Raw genomic sequence first — 15,068 nt, 5'->3', positions numbered from 1 at the left:
AACCGGCCAGCCCCCGGCAGCTCCCCCTCCCGAATGGGCCGTTTCGACAACCCGCCCACCGCGCCCGGGAATCGGGGGCGCAACTCGCGGGGAACTCGCATTGGCTTATCCGACGGCACCCCGCGCGGTACGGCCCGGCGGCGGGCGGGCACCGACCGCGCGGCGGCCGGGCCGGACGGGGCGAGGGCCGCCGCCGCCCGGGCGGTCGGTCCACGAACCCGAACACCCGGGCGACCGCGGGGCGAACGGGCGTCGGCACACCGGGGCGGGGGCGGTGGCCAGCCGGGTCAGCTCCCGGCCAGCGGGCCCGGGAGCGGGCGGGTGTGCAGGAGGTCCAGCCGGGACACCGCGCGGGTCAGCACCACGTACAGCCGGTGCAGTCCGCGCGGCTCGGCCTCGACGATGGCGGCCGGCTCCAGGACGATCACGTGGTCGTACTCCAGCCCCTTGGCGAGCGAGGCCGGCAGCAGGGTGACCCGGACCGCGCCGGCCGCCTCCTCGGCCGGGGCGTTCGGGATCCCGGCCGGCCCGGGCTCGACGGCGCCCAGCCGAAGCGTCGGCGCCCGGCGAGCCCGAGCGGGTCGGTGGCGCTCGCCCGGTAGAACGCCCGGGAGACCGGGGCCCGCCAGTCGATCACCAGCGGCGGCACCGTCGGATCCTCGGAGATCCGTTGCCGGCCGACGTAGTAGCGCTGCCCGCGGTGGTCCCCGGCCTCGGGCCCGTCGCCGAAGTCGAGGCGGCCGAAGAAGGCGGGGCGGTCCGGCAGCTCCCGCATCCGCTTGGCGCGGGTCCACAGGTAGCGGCCCAGCGCCTCGGCGCTGGCACCGTCACCCGAGACGTCCTCTCCGGCGACGACCTGGTGGGCGGCGTCCTCGGCCTGCCGGGCCGTGGCCGCCCGGCAGGCCGCGACGTGGGCCCGCTCGCGAGCCAGTTCGCCGTCGAGGCCCTGGGCTCGTGCCGTCGCTCGTGCCGTCATCGCTCTTCCTCCGCACTCGACTCGACTGCTGTCCGGAGGAGCTAGCTCAGCTAACTCGGTAAATATATTAACTTGGTCGGATTCCCGCTCCTGGACGGGCCGGCGGCTCAGGACACCAACGGCGCCTCCGCGACCTCGGTCAGCGTCACCGTGCACAGCCCGCCGCGCTGGGCCTGCACGTCGGTGACCTCCAGCTGGGTGCCGGGCAGCAGGATGTACTCCTCCTCGCCCGTGAACGCCGAGAACCGCTGGATGCCCGTGGCGCGCAGCGGCCGCACCTCGAACAGCGTCCGCTTGCCCCGGCTGCCCAGGAAGGACTTCGCCACGCCCGGCTCGGACGTGCAGGAGGACACCCCCCACCACGTCACCGTCCGCCCCAGCGGGTACTGCTTGCGCAGGTCCAGCGCCACCCCGCGCCAGAGCGGCTCCGTCCGCACCGGCAGCTGCGACACCGCCGCGAACAGCAGCCGCAGGTACGGCAGGTACGGCACCAGCCGGGCCCGGTCCGGGGAGCGCAGCACCGCGTTGATCTCCCGGTAGAACGCCGACTCGCAGGTGTACAGGTACAGCGCGGCGATCGCGTCCGCGGACAGCCCGTCGGGCACCCCCGCGCCGCCACGCCCGGCCGCCTGCCCGGCCGCACGCTCGGCCGCCCACTCGTCCGCCCGCCGCTTGCCGAACTCGTGCGACAGCGTGACGTGCCGGTCCAGGCCGCGCAGCAGCTCGGCCACCGGGGCCACCGCTGCCCGGAAGTCCATCAGCGGAGTGTCGAACACCCCGCTGATGGCCGGGAGTTCGAGACCCTCGTCCTTCACCCCGGCGAGCCGGTCCAGGTACAGCTGGTGCAGCTCCATGGTGGACGCGATGAACGCGCCCATCCGCTCGGCGACGCCGCCGTCCGCGCCCCCGACCGCCGCCGCGCCGGCGTCCCAGCCCTTGCTCGGCAGCCAGTCGATCCCGTCGGCACCGAGCGAGCCGAGCGCGGCGTTCACCGCGGCGAAGTGCTCGTTGTCGCAGAAGATGTCGCCCTGGGCCGCCGGGTTGGCGTGGTCGATGTGCCGGACCTCGACCCCCGGGTACTTCTTCTCCAGCCGCTGCACCACGCTCTTCAAGCTGCGCGCGTGCGCGCCCCACCAGGCGAAGACCACACCCCGGTCCTCCTCCCCCGCCTGCTGCTTGGCCCGCAGGATCTCCTCCACGATCCGCTCGGCCACCGGCCGCCAGAACCCGGTGTGCTGCTCCGGGCCCATCGCGCCGTCCGCGCTGGCGGTCAGCGCCGCGTTCAGCAGCAGCACGCCCTGGGTCAGCATCGCCTGGAACCACTCCGGCGGCTGGACCGTCTCCTCCTTCTTCAACAGCGCGCGGATGTCCGCGATCGGCGTCTTCTTGGGAATGCCGTACTTCCACATCGCCGCGGCCTTGATGATGCAGCGGATGCTGATCACCCGGCCGAACTGGCTGTCCTTCCAGTCGTGGAAGGCGTTGTCGAACATCGCGATGCCGGTGGCGCTCTCCGGGCGCGGGTACGGGTTCTGCCCGAAGACCACCACCTTCCACCGGTGCGGGGCATGCGGCTTGAGCGCCTGGAAGGTCAGCTCCCGGACCGGCACGACCTCCGGGCTGCGCGCCGGGCCGATGAACGAGGCCGCACCGGGCTGCGCCTCGATCACCGGCTTGAGCACCGGGAGCCACGGCTCGCCGCCGCCGCGGAACAGCTCCGCGAGGGCCAACGGGTCGTTCGGGTCGTTCGTTTCGGGCTGGTTGGCGGCGGAGGCGTCGGCAGCGCTCATGGTGGTACTCCGGCTGGTCGGGTCACGGAAGGCATCGGATGACGGTCCGTCAGCTTTCCGGCGGACGACACATTCCTAACAGCCGGCACTGACAGTCCGACCCGACGGCCCGACCCGACGGCCCGACCCGCCCGGACGAGCTCGGACGACCCCGGACGGATTGTCAGTGGCACCCGCTAGCGTCGGCAACGACAAGGCCGACGACAAGGCCAACGACAGGGAGAACCCCTCCCCGTACGACAGGAGTTGCAGCATGACGACGGACCACGCGCAGTCCCCGCTCAGGGTGGTGCTGACGGACCTCAACGCCTCGGTGGTCGAGTCCTGGCGGGCCGCCTTCGCCGACACCCCCGGCATCGAGATCCGGCAGGGCTCGATCCTCACCGAGCAGGTCGACGCCTGGGTCAGCCCGACCAACTCCAAGGGCCGGATGGACGGCGGGGCGGACGCCGCGATCAAGCGCCACCTGGGGGCGGGCATCCAGTTGAAGGTGCAGCGGAGGATACGCAGCGCCCACGCGGGCACCCTGCCGGTGGGCAGCGCGGTCTGCGTGCCCTCCGGGGCGGTCAACCCGAAGTTCCTGATCTCGGCGCCCACGATGCAGGCCTCCTCGCAGAACGTGAGCGAGACCTTGAACGTCGCCCTCGCCTGCGCCGCCGCCTTCCAGGCCGTCCACCGGCAGAACCGGCTGGCGCCGGACAGCATCCGGTCGGTGGCCCTGGTCGGCATGGGCGCCCAGACCGGCCGGGTGCCGGCCCGGGTGTGCGCCAACCTGATGTGGACGGGCTACACCCTCTTCCAGGACCACCGGTTCGAGGACGACGACGAGCTGCGCGCCACCATCCTCGCCCAGCTGGACGACCTGGAGCAGGCACCCGCCACCACCCGGGTCCGCATCGCGACGCCCCCGACCCACGGCCGCTCCCGCAGGTAGTCCCCGGTAGGCCGAGCGGCGCGGCAGCCCGGCACCGAGCGGCAGTCCGACACCGCGCGGCAGCCCGGCACCGAGCGGCAGTCCGGCACCGAGCGGCACGCCCCCCGTCGGGCCCTCAGTCCGCGACGAGCGCCAACCGGATCCAGCGCTCCGCCTCCACCGTCGCGGTCGCCACGTCGAAGGCCTCCGGCGCGGCCGCGGCCTGCACGACCAGCCCCTTGAGCAGCCCCACGAAGGCGAACGCGAAGGCCCCGGCAGCCGACCCACCGCCCGTCCCGGCCCGCAGCTCGCCGTCCGCCACGCCCTGGCCGACCACGTCCACCACCCAGGCACGCGTCCGGGCGTCCAGCTCCGCCACCGCCGGCGTCAGCTCGGAGGTGCCCGCGAGCGCCTCGGCCCCCAGCACCACGAAGGCCCGGCCCAGGTCGGTCGGGTTCCGCACGCCCTCCAGCACGCCCCGGGCGAAGCGGCACAGCTCCTCCGCCGCCCCGCCGCCAGTGCGCTCGGGCGCGGCCGCCGCCATCGCCTCGGCCAGCGCCTCCTCCTGGAGCCGGGCGAGCAGCGCGGCCTTGGAGCCGAAGTAGTGGGTGGCCAGACCCCGGCTGAACCCCGCCTCCTCCCCCACCCTGGCCAGGGTGACCCCGGTGCTGCCGTGCTCGGCGATCAGCCGGGCGGCGGCGGCGATCAGCGCCGCCTCGGCGTGGGCGCGCCGTTCCGCCTGGGTACGGCGCGGCTGGGCGCCCTGCGGAGCGGTCGCGCGGGCCGTCGTCGTACGGGCGGTCGTGCCGGTGGCCGGGTCATCGTGCGTGGGCATGGCACCATGCTAGGGTTGAACTTGCTTGTTGGTTAACAAGCAAGTTTGGGATGGCACGGCCCCCTCCCCCGGCCCCGCCACCCCCGGCAGAAGGGAAGTCCCGATGACCGCCACGATGCTCGCCGGCCGCCTCGACGTCACCAAGGGCGCGTTCGCCGTCGAGGAGGTGCCCGTCCCGACCCCCGGCCCGGGCGAGGTGCTGATCAAGGTCGAGGCCGCGGGCGTCTGCCTCTCCGACGTCCACCTCATCGACGGCACCCTCAAGCCCTTCCTCCTCCAGGGCGACAAGGTCACCCTCGGCCACGAGGTCGCGGGCACCGTGCACACCCTCGGCGAGGGCGTCACCACCGCCGCCGTCGGCGACCGGGTGCTGCTCCAGGCCGGCGAGACCCGCAACGGCCGGGTGCACACCCGCGGCGTGGACTACGACGGCGGCTGGGCCGAGTACGCCCTCGCCACCGCCACCACGCTCGTCCCGATACCCGACGAACTCCCCTTCGAGCAGGCCTGCTTCATCCCCGACGCGGTCTCCACCCCCTGGGCCGCCATCACCGGCACCGGGGCCGTCCGCCCCGCCGAGCCGGTCGGCGTCTGGGGCGTCGGCGGACTCGGCGCCCACGGCGTCCAACTGCTGCGCGCCATCGGCGCCTTCCCGATCGTCGCCGTCGATCCGCTCCCCGCCGCCCGCGAGCGCGCCCTCGCCTTCGGTGCCGACGCCGCCCTCGACCCCGCCGACCCGCAGTTCGCCGACCGCCTGCGCACGGCCACCGCCGGCCGCCCCCTCGCCGCCGCCTTCGACTTCGCCGGCGTCGCGCCGGTCCGCGAACAGGCCGTGGCCGCCCTCGGCGAACGCGGCCGCCTGGTCCTGGTCGGCCTCACCGACAAGCCGCTGACCATCACCAAGGGCACCATGGTCAGCTACCTGCGCCAGCAGATCCTCGGCCACTACGGCTCCGACGGCCAGGACGTCGTCGACCTGGTCAACCTGGTCCGCGGCGGCCGCCTCGACTTCGCCCGCTCGGTCAGCGGCACCTTCCCCCTCGCCGACGCCGCCCGCGCCGTCGAGGCCCTGGAGCGCAAGGAGGGCAACCCCATCCGCCTCATCCTCACGCCCTGACCGGTACCCCACCCCCGCACCTGCCCGACTGAGCCGGGCACGGCACCCGGGTCGGCAGCCGTCCCACGGCTGCCGACCCGCACGCGTCCTACTCCACCGGCGACACGTGCAGCACCGGCTGCACCGGCTGCACGGACACGGCCTCGACCGGCCTCCCCGTCGCCTCCCGGTAGTACCGGACCCGGAACACCCCGGACAGACCCGCCGTCACCGCCAACCCACCGCCCAGGCACACCACCGCGCCCGCGACCAACAGCGCACCGAGCACCCGGTCCTTCGAGGTGAGGCCAAGGACCAGGACCACCAGCGACGGCATCAGGGTCAGCACCACCGGCAGGGCCAGCCAGCCCGAACCCCGGGCACTCGCCCAACCCTCACGCCGGTACACCTCCCGGGACCTCCGCAGCGCCTCGCGGATCCCGGCACCGTCGAGCACCAGCGCCGGCAGCACCAGGTAGCCCGCCATCAACCAGCCGGCCCCGACCAGCAGCACCGCCCCCGCCAGGATGGTGAGAGCCCCGCCGACCGCCCAGCCCGCGATCACCGGCAACCGCCCCGCCGCCCGCGCACAACTGGAGCCGACCCCCACCGCCCGCCCCCGCAGAGCGTCATCGGCCGCGATCAGCATCGCCGCATTGCCGAAGGTCACCAGGAACAGCAGCAGCACCAGCCCGGCGACCCCGACCACCAGGCTCCCCCCGAGCAGCACCTCCGCCCACACCACCAACGCGGCGACCCCACCCACCACCGCCACCGTGAGCCCCGGCAGGAGCAGCAGCCTCTTCCGCCGCCACACCACCGCGGCCAATCGCCGGTCCACCGGCCGACCCCCTACTCCAGCTGCTCCGACTACTCCAACAAACTGCCCATGTGCCCGTCGTCGATCCGGATCGGCCAGAAGTGCTCCTCGCTCGCGAAGGCCTCCGGGTCGATCGCCCGCAGCGCCTCCTCGGCCGCGCCGTCGAACAGCTCGCACGGGTCGAACACCGACCAGGGGGCTTCCTTCCGCTCCTGGTACGCCTCCTCCCGTGCGGCGCGCAGCCGGTGGAAGGTCCAGAGCGTGTACAGCAGCGCGGAGAGGTCGCGGTGCAGGTAGGCGGCCGTCCCGCCGTCGCCCCACCCATCGGTGAGCTCGATCCGCCCGGTCGCGCCGTCGAGCAGTACGTCGAACTCGTACATCCACCCGGCGAGCACCGGGAACCCCCGCTGGTACGCCCGGTCCGAGGGCTCCTCCTCCTCGTCCTCCTCCGGCTCGTAGCCCTCCAGCGGCCCCTCGGCGTCCACGGAGAGCACGCAGTCCTCGGACACCGGCAGCCCGACCTCGACCAGCAGCCGCCTCGTCGGACCGTGCGTCACGCTCGCGGGCAACTCGTCCTCCCCGAACCGGCGGACGGTTCCCTCCCCCTCCGCCGTCGCCAGGTCCGCCACCAAGGCCGGAGTGACGGCATACGCCGACTCCCCCGTCCCGTCGGCCCCGGCGCCCCATGCCAGCGAACGCACTGCCAGCGCCGCCTCCCAGTGCGCGGGCCGGCCGGCCGTCCGCCGGTACAGCTCCGGATCGGCCTCCCGCAGCAACCGCCGCCCGGCCTCCTCGACCTCGGCAACCGCCGCCGGCCCGAACTCCCGTCCCCCGCCGAGCCCCTCGATCACCCGTGCCAGCGCGATCAGGCACTCCACGCTGCTGGCGAGCAAGTCCCGGCGCAGCACCCCGTCATCGCCCGGCCGCCCGAGGAACACCTCCCCGCCCACCCCGTCCAGCAGCACCGCCGCGGGCCCGTCCCAGCCCTCGTAGCACGCTTCCCCCAGCAGGGCGAACCCCTCGACCTCCCGCAGCGGCTCCTCCCCCGCGGCTCCGAGATCCAGGTACGCCCGCCCCCAGCACGGCTCACCAGCCGCCGGCAACTCCCGCCCCACCACACACCCCTCGCCCCGCCGCCCCGCGCCGGAAGATCATCCACTACCGCGAGCGACCCTAACCGACCCCACCGACATCCCGGCCCGCCGGAGGCCGTCCGCTCCCTCACCCAGAGGCCCGACGTCCGCCAACTCCGGGACCTCGCGCCCGAAATGGCATGCACGCCACTAGCCAACCGGCCAGTAGCGCCCCTACCGTCGACTCCCCGTGGCTTCGACGGAGGAGCTCGCCTTGCCCCCACGCACACGCCCCCACCCCCTCCGGCTCGCGGCCGTCGCGCTCGCGTCGGCCCTGTTCGTCACCGCCGCCCTGACCGCCCCCGCCACCGCCTCCCCCACCCCGGCCCCCACCCCGGCCGCCGCCCCCGACTACTGCGGCGGCCGCTGCACCGACATCCTCCCGCCCGGCGAGAACGGCAACGCCACCCTCGCCGAGATCCTGCTCAACCGGATGTTCGGCAGCCGCCCCGCGCACACCGACGACCAGCTCGGCCCGTACTCGGCCCTCGCCTCCGGCTACCCCGGGCTGACCGAGGCCGGGTTGCGGAACTTCTTCAACGACGCCTCCTTCGACGTCCCCGCCGACCAGGTGGCCAGCACCGTCAGCCCGCGCGCGGACGTGACGATCGTGCGCGACAAGGCCACCGGCGTCCCGCACATCAGCGGCACCACCCGCTACGGCACCGAGTTCGGCGCGGGCTACGCCGCCGCGCAGGACCGGCTCTGGGTGATGGACCTGTTCCGGCACGTCGGGCGCGGCCAGCTGTCCGGCTTCGCGGGCGGCGCGGCCGCCAACCGGCAGCTGGAGCAGAGCTTCTGGCAGGCCGCCCCGTACACCGAGGCCGAGTTGCAGCAGCAGATCGACGCGCTCGCCGCCCGGGGCGGCCGGGCCACCCAGGCGCTCGCGGACGCCACCGCGTACCTGGACGGCATCAACCAGTACGCGGGCCAGGTGTACAACGCCCGGACCTTCCCCGGCGAGTACGACCTCACCGGCCACATCGACCCGATCACCAACGCCGGTTCGATCGAGCCGTTCAAACTGACCGACCTGGTCGCCCTGGCCTCCGTGGTCGGCGCGCTGTTCGGCGCCGGCGGCGGCGGTGAACTCGCCTCCGCCCAGGTGAAGTCGGCCGCCGAGGCCCGGTACGGGAAGGACGCCGGGGACGCGCTGTGGAAGTCCCTGCGCGAGTCCGACGACCCGGAGGCCGTCCGCACCCTGCACGACGGCCAGAGCTTCCCGTACGCGACGGTGCCGGACGCTCCGCAGGGCCAGGCCCTGCCGGACCCGGGATCGGTGGTGCCGGAGAAGGTGGTCTACGACGCCACCGGCTCGGCGAACTCCGCGACCACGAAGGCGGACGGCGTGCTGCCCGGCAATCTGCTCACCGCCAAGCACGGCATGTCCAACGCCCTGCTGGTCTCCGGCGCGCACACCGACGACGGCCACCCGGTCGCCGTGTTCGGCCCCCAAACCGGCTACTTCGCACCGCAGTTGCTGATGCTGGAGGAGATCCAGGGCCCGGGGATCAGCGCCCGCGGCGCGGCCTTCGCCGGCCTCAGCTTCTACGTGCAGCTCGGCCGCGGCCAGGACTACGCCTGGAGCGCCACCTCGGCCGGCCAGGACATCACCGACAGCTACGCCGTCCCGCTCTGCACCACCGACGGCTCCCCGGTCACCACCGCCGCCGACTCCTACCTCTGGCACGGGCAGTGCCTGCCCTTCGACCGGCTGGAACGCAAGGACGCCTGGAGCCCGACCACCGCCGACTCCACCCCGGCCGGCTCCTACACCCTGGTGATGTACCGCTCGAACTACGGCCTGGTGACGGCCCGCGGCACCGTCGGCGGCGCGCCCGTCGCCTTCACCTCGCTGCGCTCCACCTACCGCCACGAGGCCGATTCCATCATCGGCTTCCAGGAGTTGAACGACCCCGGCGCGGTGCACGACGCGCCGAGCTTCCAGCGGGCCGCGCAGGACATCAACTACACCTTCAACTGGTTCTACGCCGACTCCCGCGACATCGCCTACTACAACTCCGGCAGCAACCCGGTGCGCGCCCCCGGGGTGGACGCCGGACTGCCCGTACTCGCCCGACCCGCCTACGAGTGGGCCGACTTCGACCCGGCCACCAACACCGCCCGGTACACCCCGCCGGCCGAGCACCCGCAGTCCGTCAACCAGGACTACTACGTCTCCTGGAACAACAAGCAGGCGGACGGCTACACGGCGGCCGGCTTCGGCAACGGCTCGGTGCACCGCGCCAACCTGCTCGACGACCGGGTCAAGGCGCTGCTCCAGGGCGGCGGCAAGGCCGGCCGGGTCACCCTCACCCAGGCCATGGAGGGCGCCGCCCTGGCCGACCTGCGGGCCGAGGACGTGCTGCCCGACCTGATCCGGGTGCTGCGCAGCGCCCCGGTCACCGACCCGGCCGCCGCCACCGCCCTCCAGCAGCTGGAGGCCTGGCTCGCCGACGGCGCCCGGCGCCAGGAGACCGCCGCGGGCAGCCACGCCTACGCGGACGCGACCGCGATCCGGGTGATGGACGCCTGGTGGCCGCTGGTCGCCGACGGCATCATGCGGCCGGGGCTCGGCGACCAGCTGTTCTCGGCGCTGACCGGCGCGCTGCAGATCAACGAGTCCCCCTCCGGCGGCCAGACCGGCGCCACCGGCGGCGGCCCGGTCAGCGCCAACGAGGCGATCCCGCACAAGGGTTCGGCCTTCCAGTACGGCTGGTGGAGCTACCTGGACAAGGACCTGCGGGCCGTCCTCGGCGACCCGGTCGCCGGCCCGCTGGCCCGCCCGTTCTGCGGCGGCGGCGACCTCGCGGCCTGCCGCACCGTGCTGCAGACCACCCTGGCCAAGGCCGCCGCCCAGACCCCCGCCCAGGTCTACCCGGGCGACGCGGACTGCACGGCGGGCGACCAGTGGTGCGCCGACACCATCATCCAGCGCCCGCTGGGCGGGGTGACGGACGACAGGACCACCTGGCAGAACCGCCCGACCTACCAGCAGGTGGTGCAGTTCACCGCCCACCGCTGAACCGGGACGAGCGGCCGCCGGTGCCCCAGCGGGCACCGGCGGCCGTTCGCACGCTCAGCCCACCCGCTTGGTGACCTTCTGCTCGGCCTCCCGCAGATGGCCCGCCTCGTCCCTGAGCCGGACTCCCGCCAGGCGGTAGAACTCGGGGCTCTCGTGCGTGGCCATCCGATCGGCGAGCGCCGCCGCCAGCTCCCCCGTGACCTCCACCAGGTCGGCGAGCGCCCCGAGCATCACGGCGGCCTCCACCGCCGGGACCTTCTCCCGCCCCCGGTCCTTCGCCTTCGGCAGCGCGTTCTCCCGCAGCTGCCGCCGCGCCTCGTCGACCGCGTCGACCATCGCCCGTATCCCGCTGTCCATCCCGCTCCCCACACTCCGTCCGTTGTCCGTCCTCGAACATCCCCGTGAGTGTCCCCTGCCGAACGAGATTCAAAAACCCGCCCGGTAGCACCCGAAAGCCACTTAGGCTGCTTACATGGCAACCTCCGACTCCCTCGCAACCGGCCAGCGCTCGCTCGGCGACCCCACCCTCGACTACCCCCTCTGGCCCCCGCTGACCTCGGGCTGCCCGCGCACCAGCACGGAGGACGTCTCCTACCCCGTCGAGGTCGACTACGCCTACGACAAGGCCGACCCGGAGACCCTGTTCGCGCCCGTGAAGGCCCGCGGCGGCCTGGAGCGCTGGGCCCCGCTGCTGCCCCCGCTGCTCGCCCCCGGCCTCGGCGAGGGCGCCACCCCGCTGGTGGAACTCGGGCCGGGAGTGTACGTCAAGGACGAGTCCCGCAACCCGACCTGGAGCCACAAGGACCGGCTGAACCGCTGCACCACCAGCGCCGCCGTCGGAGTCGGCGCGCCCGGCATCGCGGTGGCCTCCTCGGGCAACCACGGCGCCTCGGCGGCCGCGTACGCGGCGCGCGCCGGGCTGCCCTGCGTGGTGTTCACCGGCCCGGAGACCCCGCCCGCCGTGGACGCCTTCCTCAACGCCTACGGCGCCGTGGTGCTGCCCGTCCCGTGGGAGGCCCGCTGGCCGCTGCTGCGACAGGTGGTGGAGCGCTTCGGCCTGCACCCGGTCAGCAACCTGACGACCACCCACACCGGCCACGCCTTCGGCCCCGAGGGCTACAAGACCGTCGCGTACGAGGTCTTCCAGGACGTCGGCGTGCCGAGCGCGGTGTTCGTCCCCACCGGGTACGGCGAGCTGCTCTACGGCGTCTGGAAGGGCTTCACCGAGCTGCGGCGGCTGGGCCTGGCCGACCGGGTGCCGCGGATCTACGCCTGCGAGTCGGCGGCCTCCGGGCCACTGCACCGGGCGATCGCCGAGGGCGCCCCGGCCGCGCACGTCACGGTCGGCCCGAGCAACGCCTACTCGATCGCCTCCCCGGTGAGCGGCTACCGGGGCGTGCTGGCGGTGAACGGGAGCGGCGGCGCCGCGCTGACCGTGGACGACCGGCAACTCGCCGATGCCCAGCGGGAACTGTCCCGGGCCGGACTGTGGACCGAGCTGTCCGCGGCGGCCGGCCTGGCGGGGCTGCGCAGCCTCGGCGCCGACGCCCCCGCGGACGGTCCGGTGGTCTGCGTCTCCACCTCCAGCGGCTTCAAGGACAAGGGCATGGGCAGCCGCCCGACCGCCCCGGTCACCCCGACCTGGGAGGAGGTCGAGCGCCGGCTGCGCACCGCCGGGATCACCGGCTAGCAACCACCGGCCCCGGCCCGCCGGGCGGACCACCCGACGGAACCCGGCACCGGAGGAAGCCTGCTGTTCGTCGGGACGTTCGCTGACGTAGGGTCGGCGTTCGCCCACGCACAGCAGGCTTGCTCCGCCCCAACGTTCCCGCGCCAACGTCCCCCGCCCCAACTTCTCCGCGCCAACGTCCCCGCGCCAACTCCCCCGCGTCGAAGGGCTGCCCCGTGTTCCTCTCCCCCCGTCGCCTGCTGCCGCTGGCCGTCGCCGTCGCGACGGTCCCGGTGCTCGCCCTCCCGGCGGTGCCCTCCGCCGCCGCCTCGTACGGCACTCCGACGATCACCTTCTCGGCCGGCTACCTGTCCGGCGCGGTGGGCGCCACCGGCGACCCGACGGTGGGCGTCACGGTCGCCCAGAGCGGCGCCCCCGCCTCGGCGCTGACGGTCGCGGCGTCGGCCAGCACCAAGGCCTCGGTGGCCCGGACCGGCGACGTGACGGTGACCGGCGGCGGCGCCACCCGCACCCTGGCGGTCGCCGCCCAGGGCGTCGGCTACACCGACCTGACCGTCAAGGTGACCGGCCTGGGCGGCAGGACCGCCACCCGCACCCTGCACTACGCCGCCTCGGCCGCCGTCCGGGACTCCGCCGCGAGCCGCTACCTGACCGGTTCCAGCGACGCCTCGGCCGCCGTGGACGCGGGCGGCGGCTACGTCCTGGTCGGTGACGACGAGTCCAACACCCTGCGGCTCTACGACCGCAACACCTCCGGCGCCCCGGTGCGCAGCTGGGATTTCAGCTCGGCGCTCGGCGTCAGCAAGGAGATCGACATCGAGGCCGCCGCCCGGGTCGGCGACACGATCTACTGGACGGGCTCGCTGGGCAACAACAAGGACGGCAAGGTCAAGCCCGACCGGCACACCCTGTTCACCACCAGGGTGACCGGCTCCGGCGCCGCCACCCAGCTGGCGCTGACCGGCTCCTACCAGGGCCTGCGCGACGACCTGATCGCCTGGGACAGCGCCCACGGCGACCGCTACGGCTTCGCGGCCGGCGCCGCCGAGGGCCAGGCGCCCAAGCAGGTCGACGGGTTCAACGTCGAGGGCCTGGAGTTCGCCCCGGGCAGCTCCACCACCGCGTACGTGGGCTTCCGCGCCCCGCTCACCCCGGCGGTCACCGGCGGCCGGGCACTGCTGGTGCCGGTCACCAACTTCTCGTCCCTGTTCGACGGTTCGGGCACCCACGCGACCATCGGCGAGCCGATCGAGCTGGACCTCGGCGGCCTGTCCGTCCGTGACCTGCGCCGCAACGCCCTCGGCCAGTACGTGATCGTGGCGGGCTCCTGGGCGGCCGAGGACAACTCCGCCCCGTACGCGCTCTACCGCTGGGACGGCCGGCCGGGCTCCCAGCCGGTCAAGCTGCTGGACCTGCCCACCGGCGACGCCGGCGCCTGGGAGGCCGCCCCGGACCTGCCGGACCTGGACGCCCCGGGCGCCCGCGTCCAGCTGATCACCGACAACGGGTCCGCCGACCTCTACGGCGACGGCACGGACGCCAAGGACCTCACCCACCCGGAGTGGAAGAAGTCCCGCAGCACCTGGTTCACCCTGGGCTGACCCCGGGCCGCGCAGGCCCCTGGCCCCGCGGTCCCGCGGTCCGTCAGCCCCACAGACCGGCCCCTCGGCCCCGCCAGGCCGAGGGGCCCTCTCCCGTTCCGCTCACAGCTCGACCAGCACCTTCCCCTGGCTCGCCGACCGGTCGACGTACAGGCTGCGGTAGGCGGCCGGGATGCTGTCGAAGCCCCGGTGGACGGTCTGCTGGTAGTGCAGCTCCCCGCTGCGCACCAGGGCGCCGAGGTCCCGACGCAGCGCGGCCCAGTTCTCCTCGGTGAACCACTCCAGCGCGAAGATGCCGCGGATCACGGTGCGCGGGAACATGATCATCGGCAGCAGCCGGGGGCCCGCCCAGGCGCCGCCGACCTGACTGCCCCACTGCCAGCAGACCGCGACCCGGCTGTCCACCGCGAGCATCCCGAAGACCGTGTCGGTGAGCGTGCCGCCGAGGCTGTCGAAGTAGCGGTCGATGCCGTCCGGCGCGAGCTGGGCCAGTTCCTTGGCGAGTCGCTCCGGGGCGTCCCCGTCGCGGTACTCCAGCACGGCGTCGAAGCCCAGCTCCCGCAGCCGGGCGGCCTTCGCCGGGGTCGCGGTGGTGCCGATCACCCGGGCGCCGCGGTGCCGGGCGAGCTGGCCGACCACCGAGCCGACCGCGCCGCTGGCCCCGCTGACCAGCACCGTCAGCCCGGGGCGCACGTCCAGGAACTTCTCCACCGTCCCCCAGGCGGTCATCCCGGGGCCGCCGAGCAGGCCGAGCGCGGTGGTGACCGGCAGCTGCTCGTCGTAGTCGGCGCGGTCCAGCCGGCGGAAGGCCGGGAAGACCATCGGGAAGGTGCCGGTCTGCCAGAGCCAGGACGCGCCGTTGCCGATCACGTGGCTGCGCCAGCCGCCGAAGCCCTGCACCAGGTCCCCGACGGCGAACCGCGCGGCGGGTCCGGCCTGCACCACCTCCATGATCGAGTCGGCGCCCATGTGGTCGCCGACCGGGGTGTCCAGCGCGATGCCCTGGAGGTACGGGTCGACCGACACCCAGCGGGTGCGCAGCAGCATCTCGTCCTCGGCGAGCCGGACGTCCACCTCCTCGACGACCTTCTCGTACATCCGCTCCACGTCCGGCACCCCGTCCACGTGCGCGCGGACGATCCATTTCTCGATCCGCACCTTCCCGGCGGTCAGCACGGCCTCTGCGGTC

Annotated in this window: 12 protein-coding genes and 1 pseudogene; 5 read left to right on the top strand and 8 right to left on the bottom strand. The window is 74.2% G+C overall.

Annotation, left to right across the window (positions count from 1 at the left end; translation table 11 throughout):
- Positions 1 to 287 precede the first annotated feature (287 nt).
- The 3 genes and pseudogenes from ACZ58X_RS09230 to ACZ58X_RS09220 form a co-directional block, all read right to left on the bottom strand.
- On the bottom strand, positions 288 to 428 hold the full coding sequence (locus ACZ58X_RS09230) for a hypothetical protein (RefSeq protein WP_470333017.1): 141 nt from the start codon (positions 426 to 428) through the stop codon (positions 288 to 290).
- A 98-nt stretch (positions 429 to 526) separates the two neighbouring features.
- Positions 527 to 976, bottom strand: a pseudogene (locus ACZ58X_RS09225) (AAA family ATPase); the annotation flags it as partial.
- A 107-nt stretch (positions 977 to 1,083) separates the two neighbouring features.
- A complete protein-coding gene (locus ACZ58X_RS09220; RefSeq protein WP_470333016.1) occupies positions 1,084 to 2,766 on the bottom strand; it encodes an ADP-ribosyltransferase domain-containing protein in 1,683 nt (560 codons plus the stop codon).
- Positions 2,767 to 2,932: 166 nt separating this feature from the next.
- Here ACZ58X_RS09220 and ACZ58X_RS09215 point away from each other — a divergent pair, with 166 nt between their 5' ends.
- Positions 2,933 to 3,700, top strand: a complete 768-nt coding sequence (locus ACZ58X_RS09215) for a macro domain-containing protein (RefSeq protein ID WP_470333015.1) — start codon at positions 2,933 to 2,935, stop codon at positions 3,698 to 3,700.
- A 115-nt stretch (positions 3,701 to 3,815) separates the two neighbouring features.
- Here ACZ58X_RS09215 and ACZ58X_RS09210 read toward each other — a convergent pair whose 3' ends face one another.
- Positions 3,816 to 4,514 carry a TetR/AcrR family transcriptional regulator gene (locus ACZ58X_RS09210; RefSeq protein WP_470333014.1) on the bottom strand — a complete coding sequence of 233 codons (699 nt, stop codon included), beginning with the start codon at positions 4,512 to 4,514 and terminating at the stop codon, positions 3,816 to 3,818.
- Positions 4,515 to 4,617: 103 nt separating this feature from the next.
- Between ACZ58X_RS09210 and ACZ58X_RS09205 the strand changes: the two genes are divergently transcribed.
- On the top strand, positions 4,618 to 5,631 hold the full coding sequence (locus tag ACZ58X_RS09205; RefSeq protein ID WP_470333013.1) for a zinc-binding dehydrogenase: 1,014 nt from the start codon (positions 4,618 to 4,620) through the stop codon (positions 5,629 to 5,631).
- An 88-nt stretch (positions 5,632 to 5,719) separates the two neighbouring features.
- Here the strand turns inward: ACZ58X_RS09205 and ACZ58X_RS09200 are convergent, their stop codons facing one another.
- Complete coding sequence (locus tag ACZ58X_RS09200; protein WP_470333012.1) at positions 5,720 to 6,451, bottom strand: hypothetical protein; 732 nt, start codon at positions 6,449 to 6,451, stop codon at positions 5,720 to 5,722.
- A gap of 29 nt (positions 6,452 to 6,480) precedes the next feature.
- Complete coding sequence (locus tag ACZ58X_RS09195; protein ID WP_470333011.1) at positions 6,481 to 7,545, bottom strand: SUKH-4 family immunity protein; 1,065 nt, start codon at positions 7,543 to 7,545, stop codon at positions 6,481 to 6,483.
- A gap of 232 nt (positions 7,546 to 7,777) precedes the next feature.
- Here ACZ58X_RS09195 and ACZ58X_RS09190 point away from each other — a divergent pair, with 232 nt between their 5' ends.
- Positions 7,778 to 10,588, top strand: coding sequence for a penicillin acylase family protein (locus tag ACZ58X_RS09190; protein ID WP_470333010.1), 2,811 nt, complete (start codon positions 7,778 to 7,780; stop codon positions 10,586 to 10,588).
- 54 nt (positions 10,589 to 10,642) lie between these two features.
- On the opposite strand, the gene ACZ58X_RS09185 is transcribed toward ACZ58X_RS09190, so the two are convergent.
- Positions 10,643 to 10,945, bottom strand: a complete 303-nt coding sequence (locus ACZ58X_RS09185) for a hypothetical protein (protein ID WP_470333009.1) — start codon at positions 10,943 to 10,945, stop codon at positions 10,643 to 10,645.
- 115 nt (positions 10,946 to 11,060) lie between these two features.
- Between ACZ58X_RS09185 and ACZ58X_RS09180 the strand changes: the two genes are divergently transcribed.
- Entirely contained in the window at positions 11,061 to 12,278 is a 1,218-nt protein-coding gene (locus ACZ58X_RS09180; RefSeq protein ID WP_470333008.1) for a threonine synthase, read from the top strand.
- 272 nt (positions 12,279 to 12,550) lie between these two features.
- Entirely contained in the window at positions 12,551 to 13,879 is a 1,329-nt protein-coding gene (locus ACZ58X_RS09175) for a hypothetical protein (protein WP_470333105.1), read from the top strand.
- Between the two features lie 102 nt (positions 13,880 to 13,981).
- Here the strand turns inward: ACZ58X_RS09175 and ACZ58X_RS09170 are convergent, their stop codons facing one another.
- On the bottom strand, positions 13,982 to 15,037 hold the full coding sequence (locus ACZ58X_RS09170) for a zinc-binding dehydrogenase (protein ID WP_470333104.1): 1,056 nt from the start codon (positions 15,035 to 15,037) through the stop codon (positions 13,982 to 13,984).
- Positions 15,038 to 15,068: the final 31 nt, after the last annotated feature.

Source organism: Kitasatospora sp. NPDC040550, from assembly GCF_055594965.1.
The sequence above is the reverse complement of the archived record's forward strand: the minus strand, read 5'-3'. Positions and strand labels throughout refer to the sequence as shown.

Excerpts from the sequence above, each read along its gene's own strand:
- ACZ58X_RS09220 (WP_470333016.1), bottom strand. The coding sequence starts at position 2,766 with ATGAGCGCTGCCGACGCCTCCGCCGCCAACCAGCCCGAAACGAACGAC.
- ACZ58X_RS09210 (WP_470333014.1), bottom strand. The coding sequence starts at position 4,514 with ATGCCCACGCACGATGACCCGGCCACCGGCACGACCGCCCGTACGACG.
- ACZ58X_RS09205 (WP_470333013.1), top strand. The coding sequence starts at position 4,618 with ATGACCGCCACGATGCTCGCCGGCCGCCTCGACGTCACCAAGGGCGCG.
- ACZ58X_RS09185 (WP_470333009.1), bottom strand. The coding sequence starts at position 10,945 with ATGGACAGCGGGATACGGGCGATGGTCGACGCGGTCGACGAGGCGCGG.
- ACZ58X_RS09180 (WP_470333008.1), top strand. The coding sequence starts at position 11,061 with ATGGCAACCTCCGACTCCCTCGCAACCGGCCAGCGCTCGCTCGGCGAC.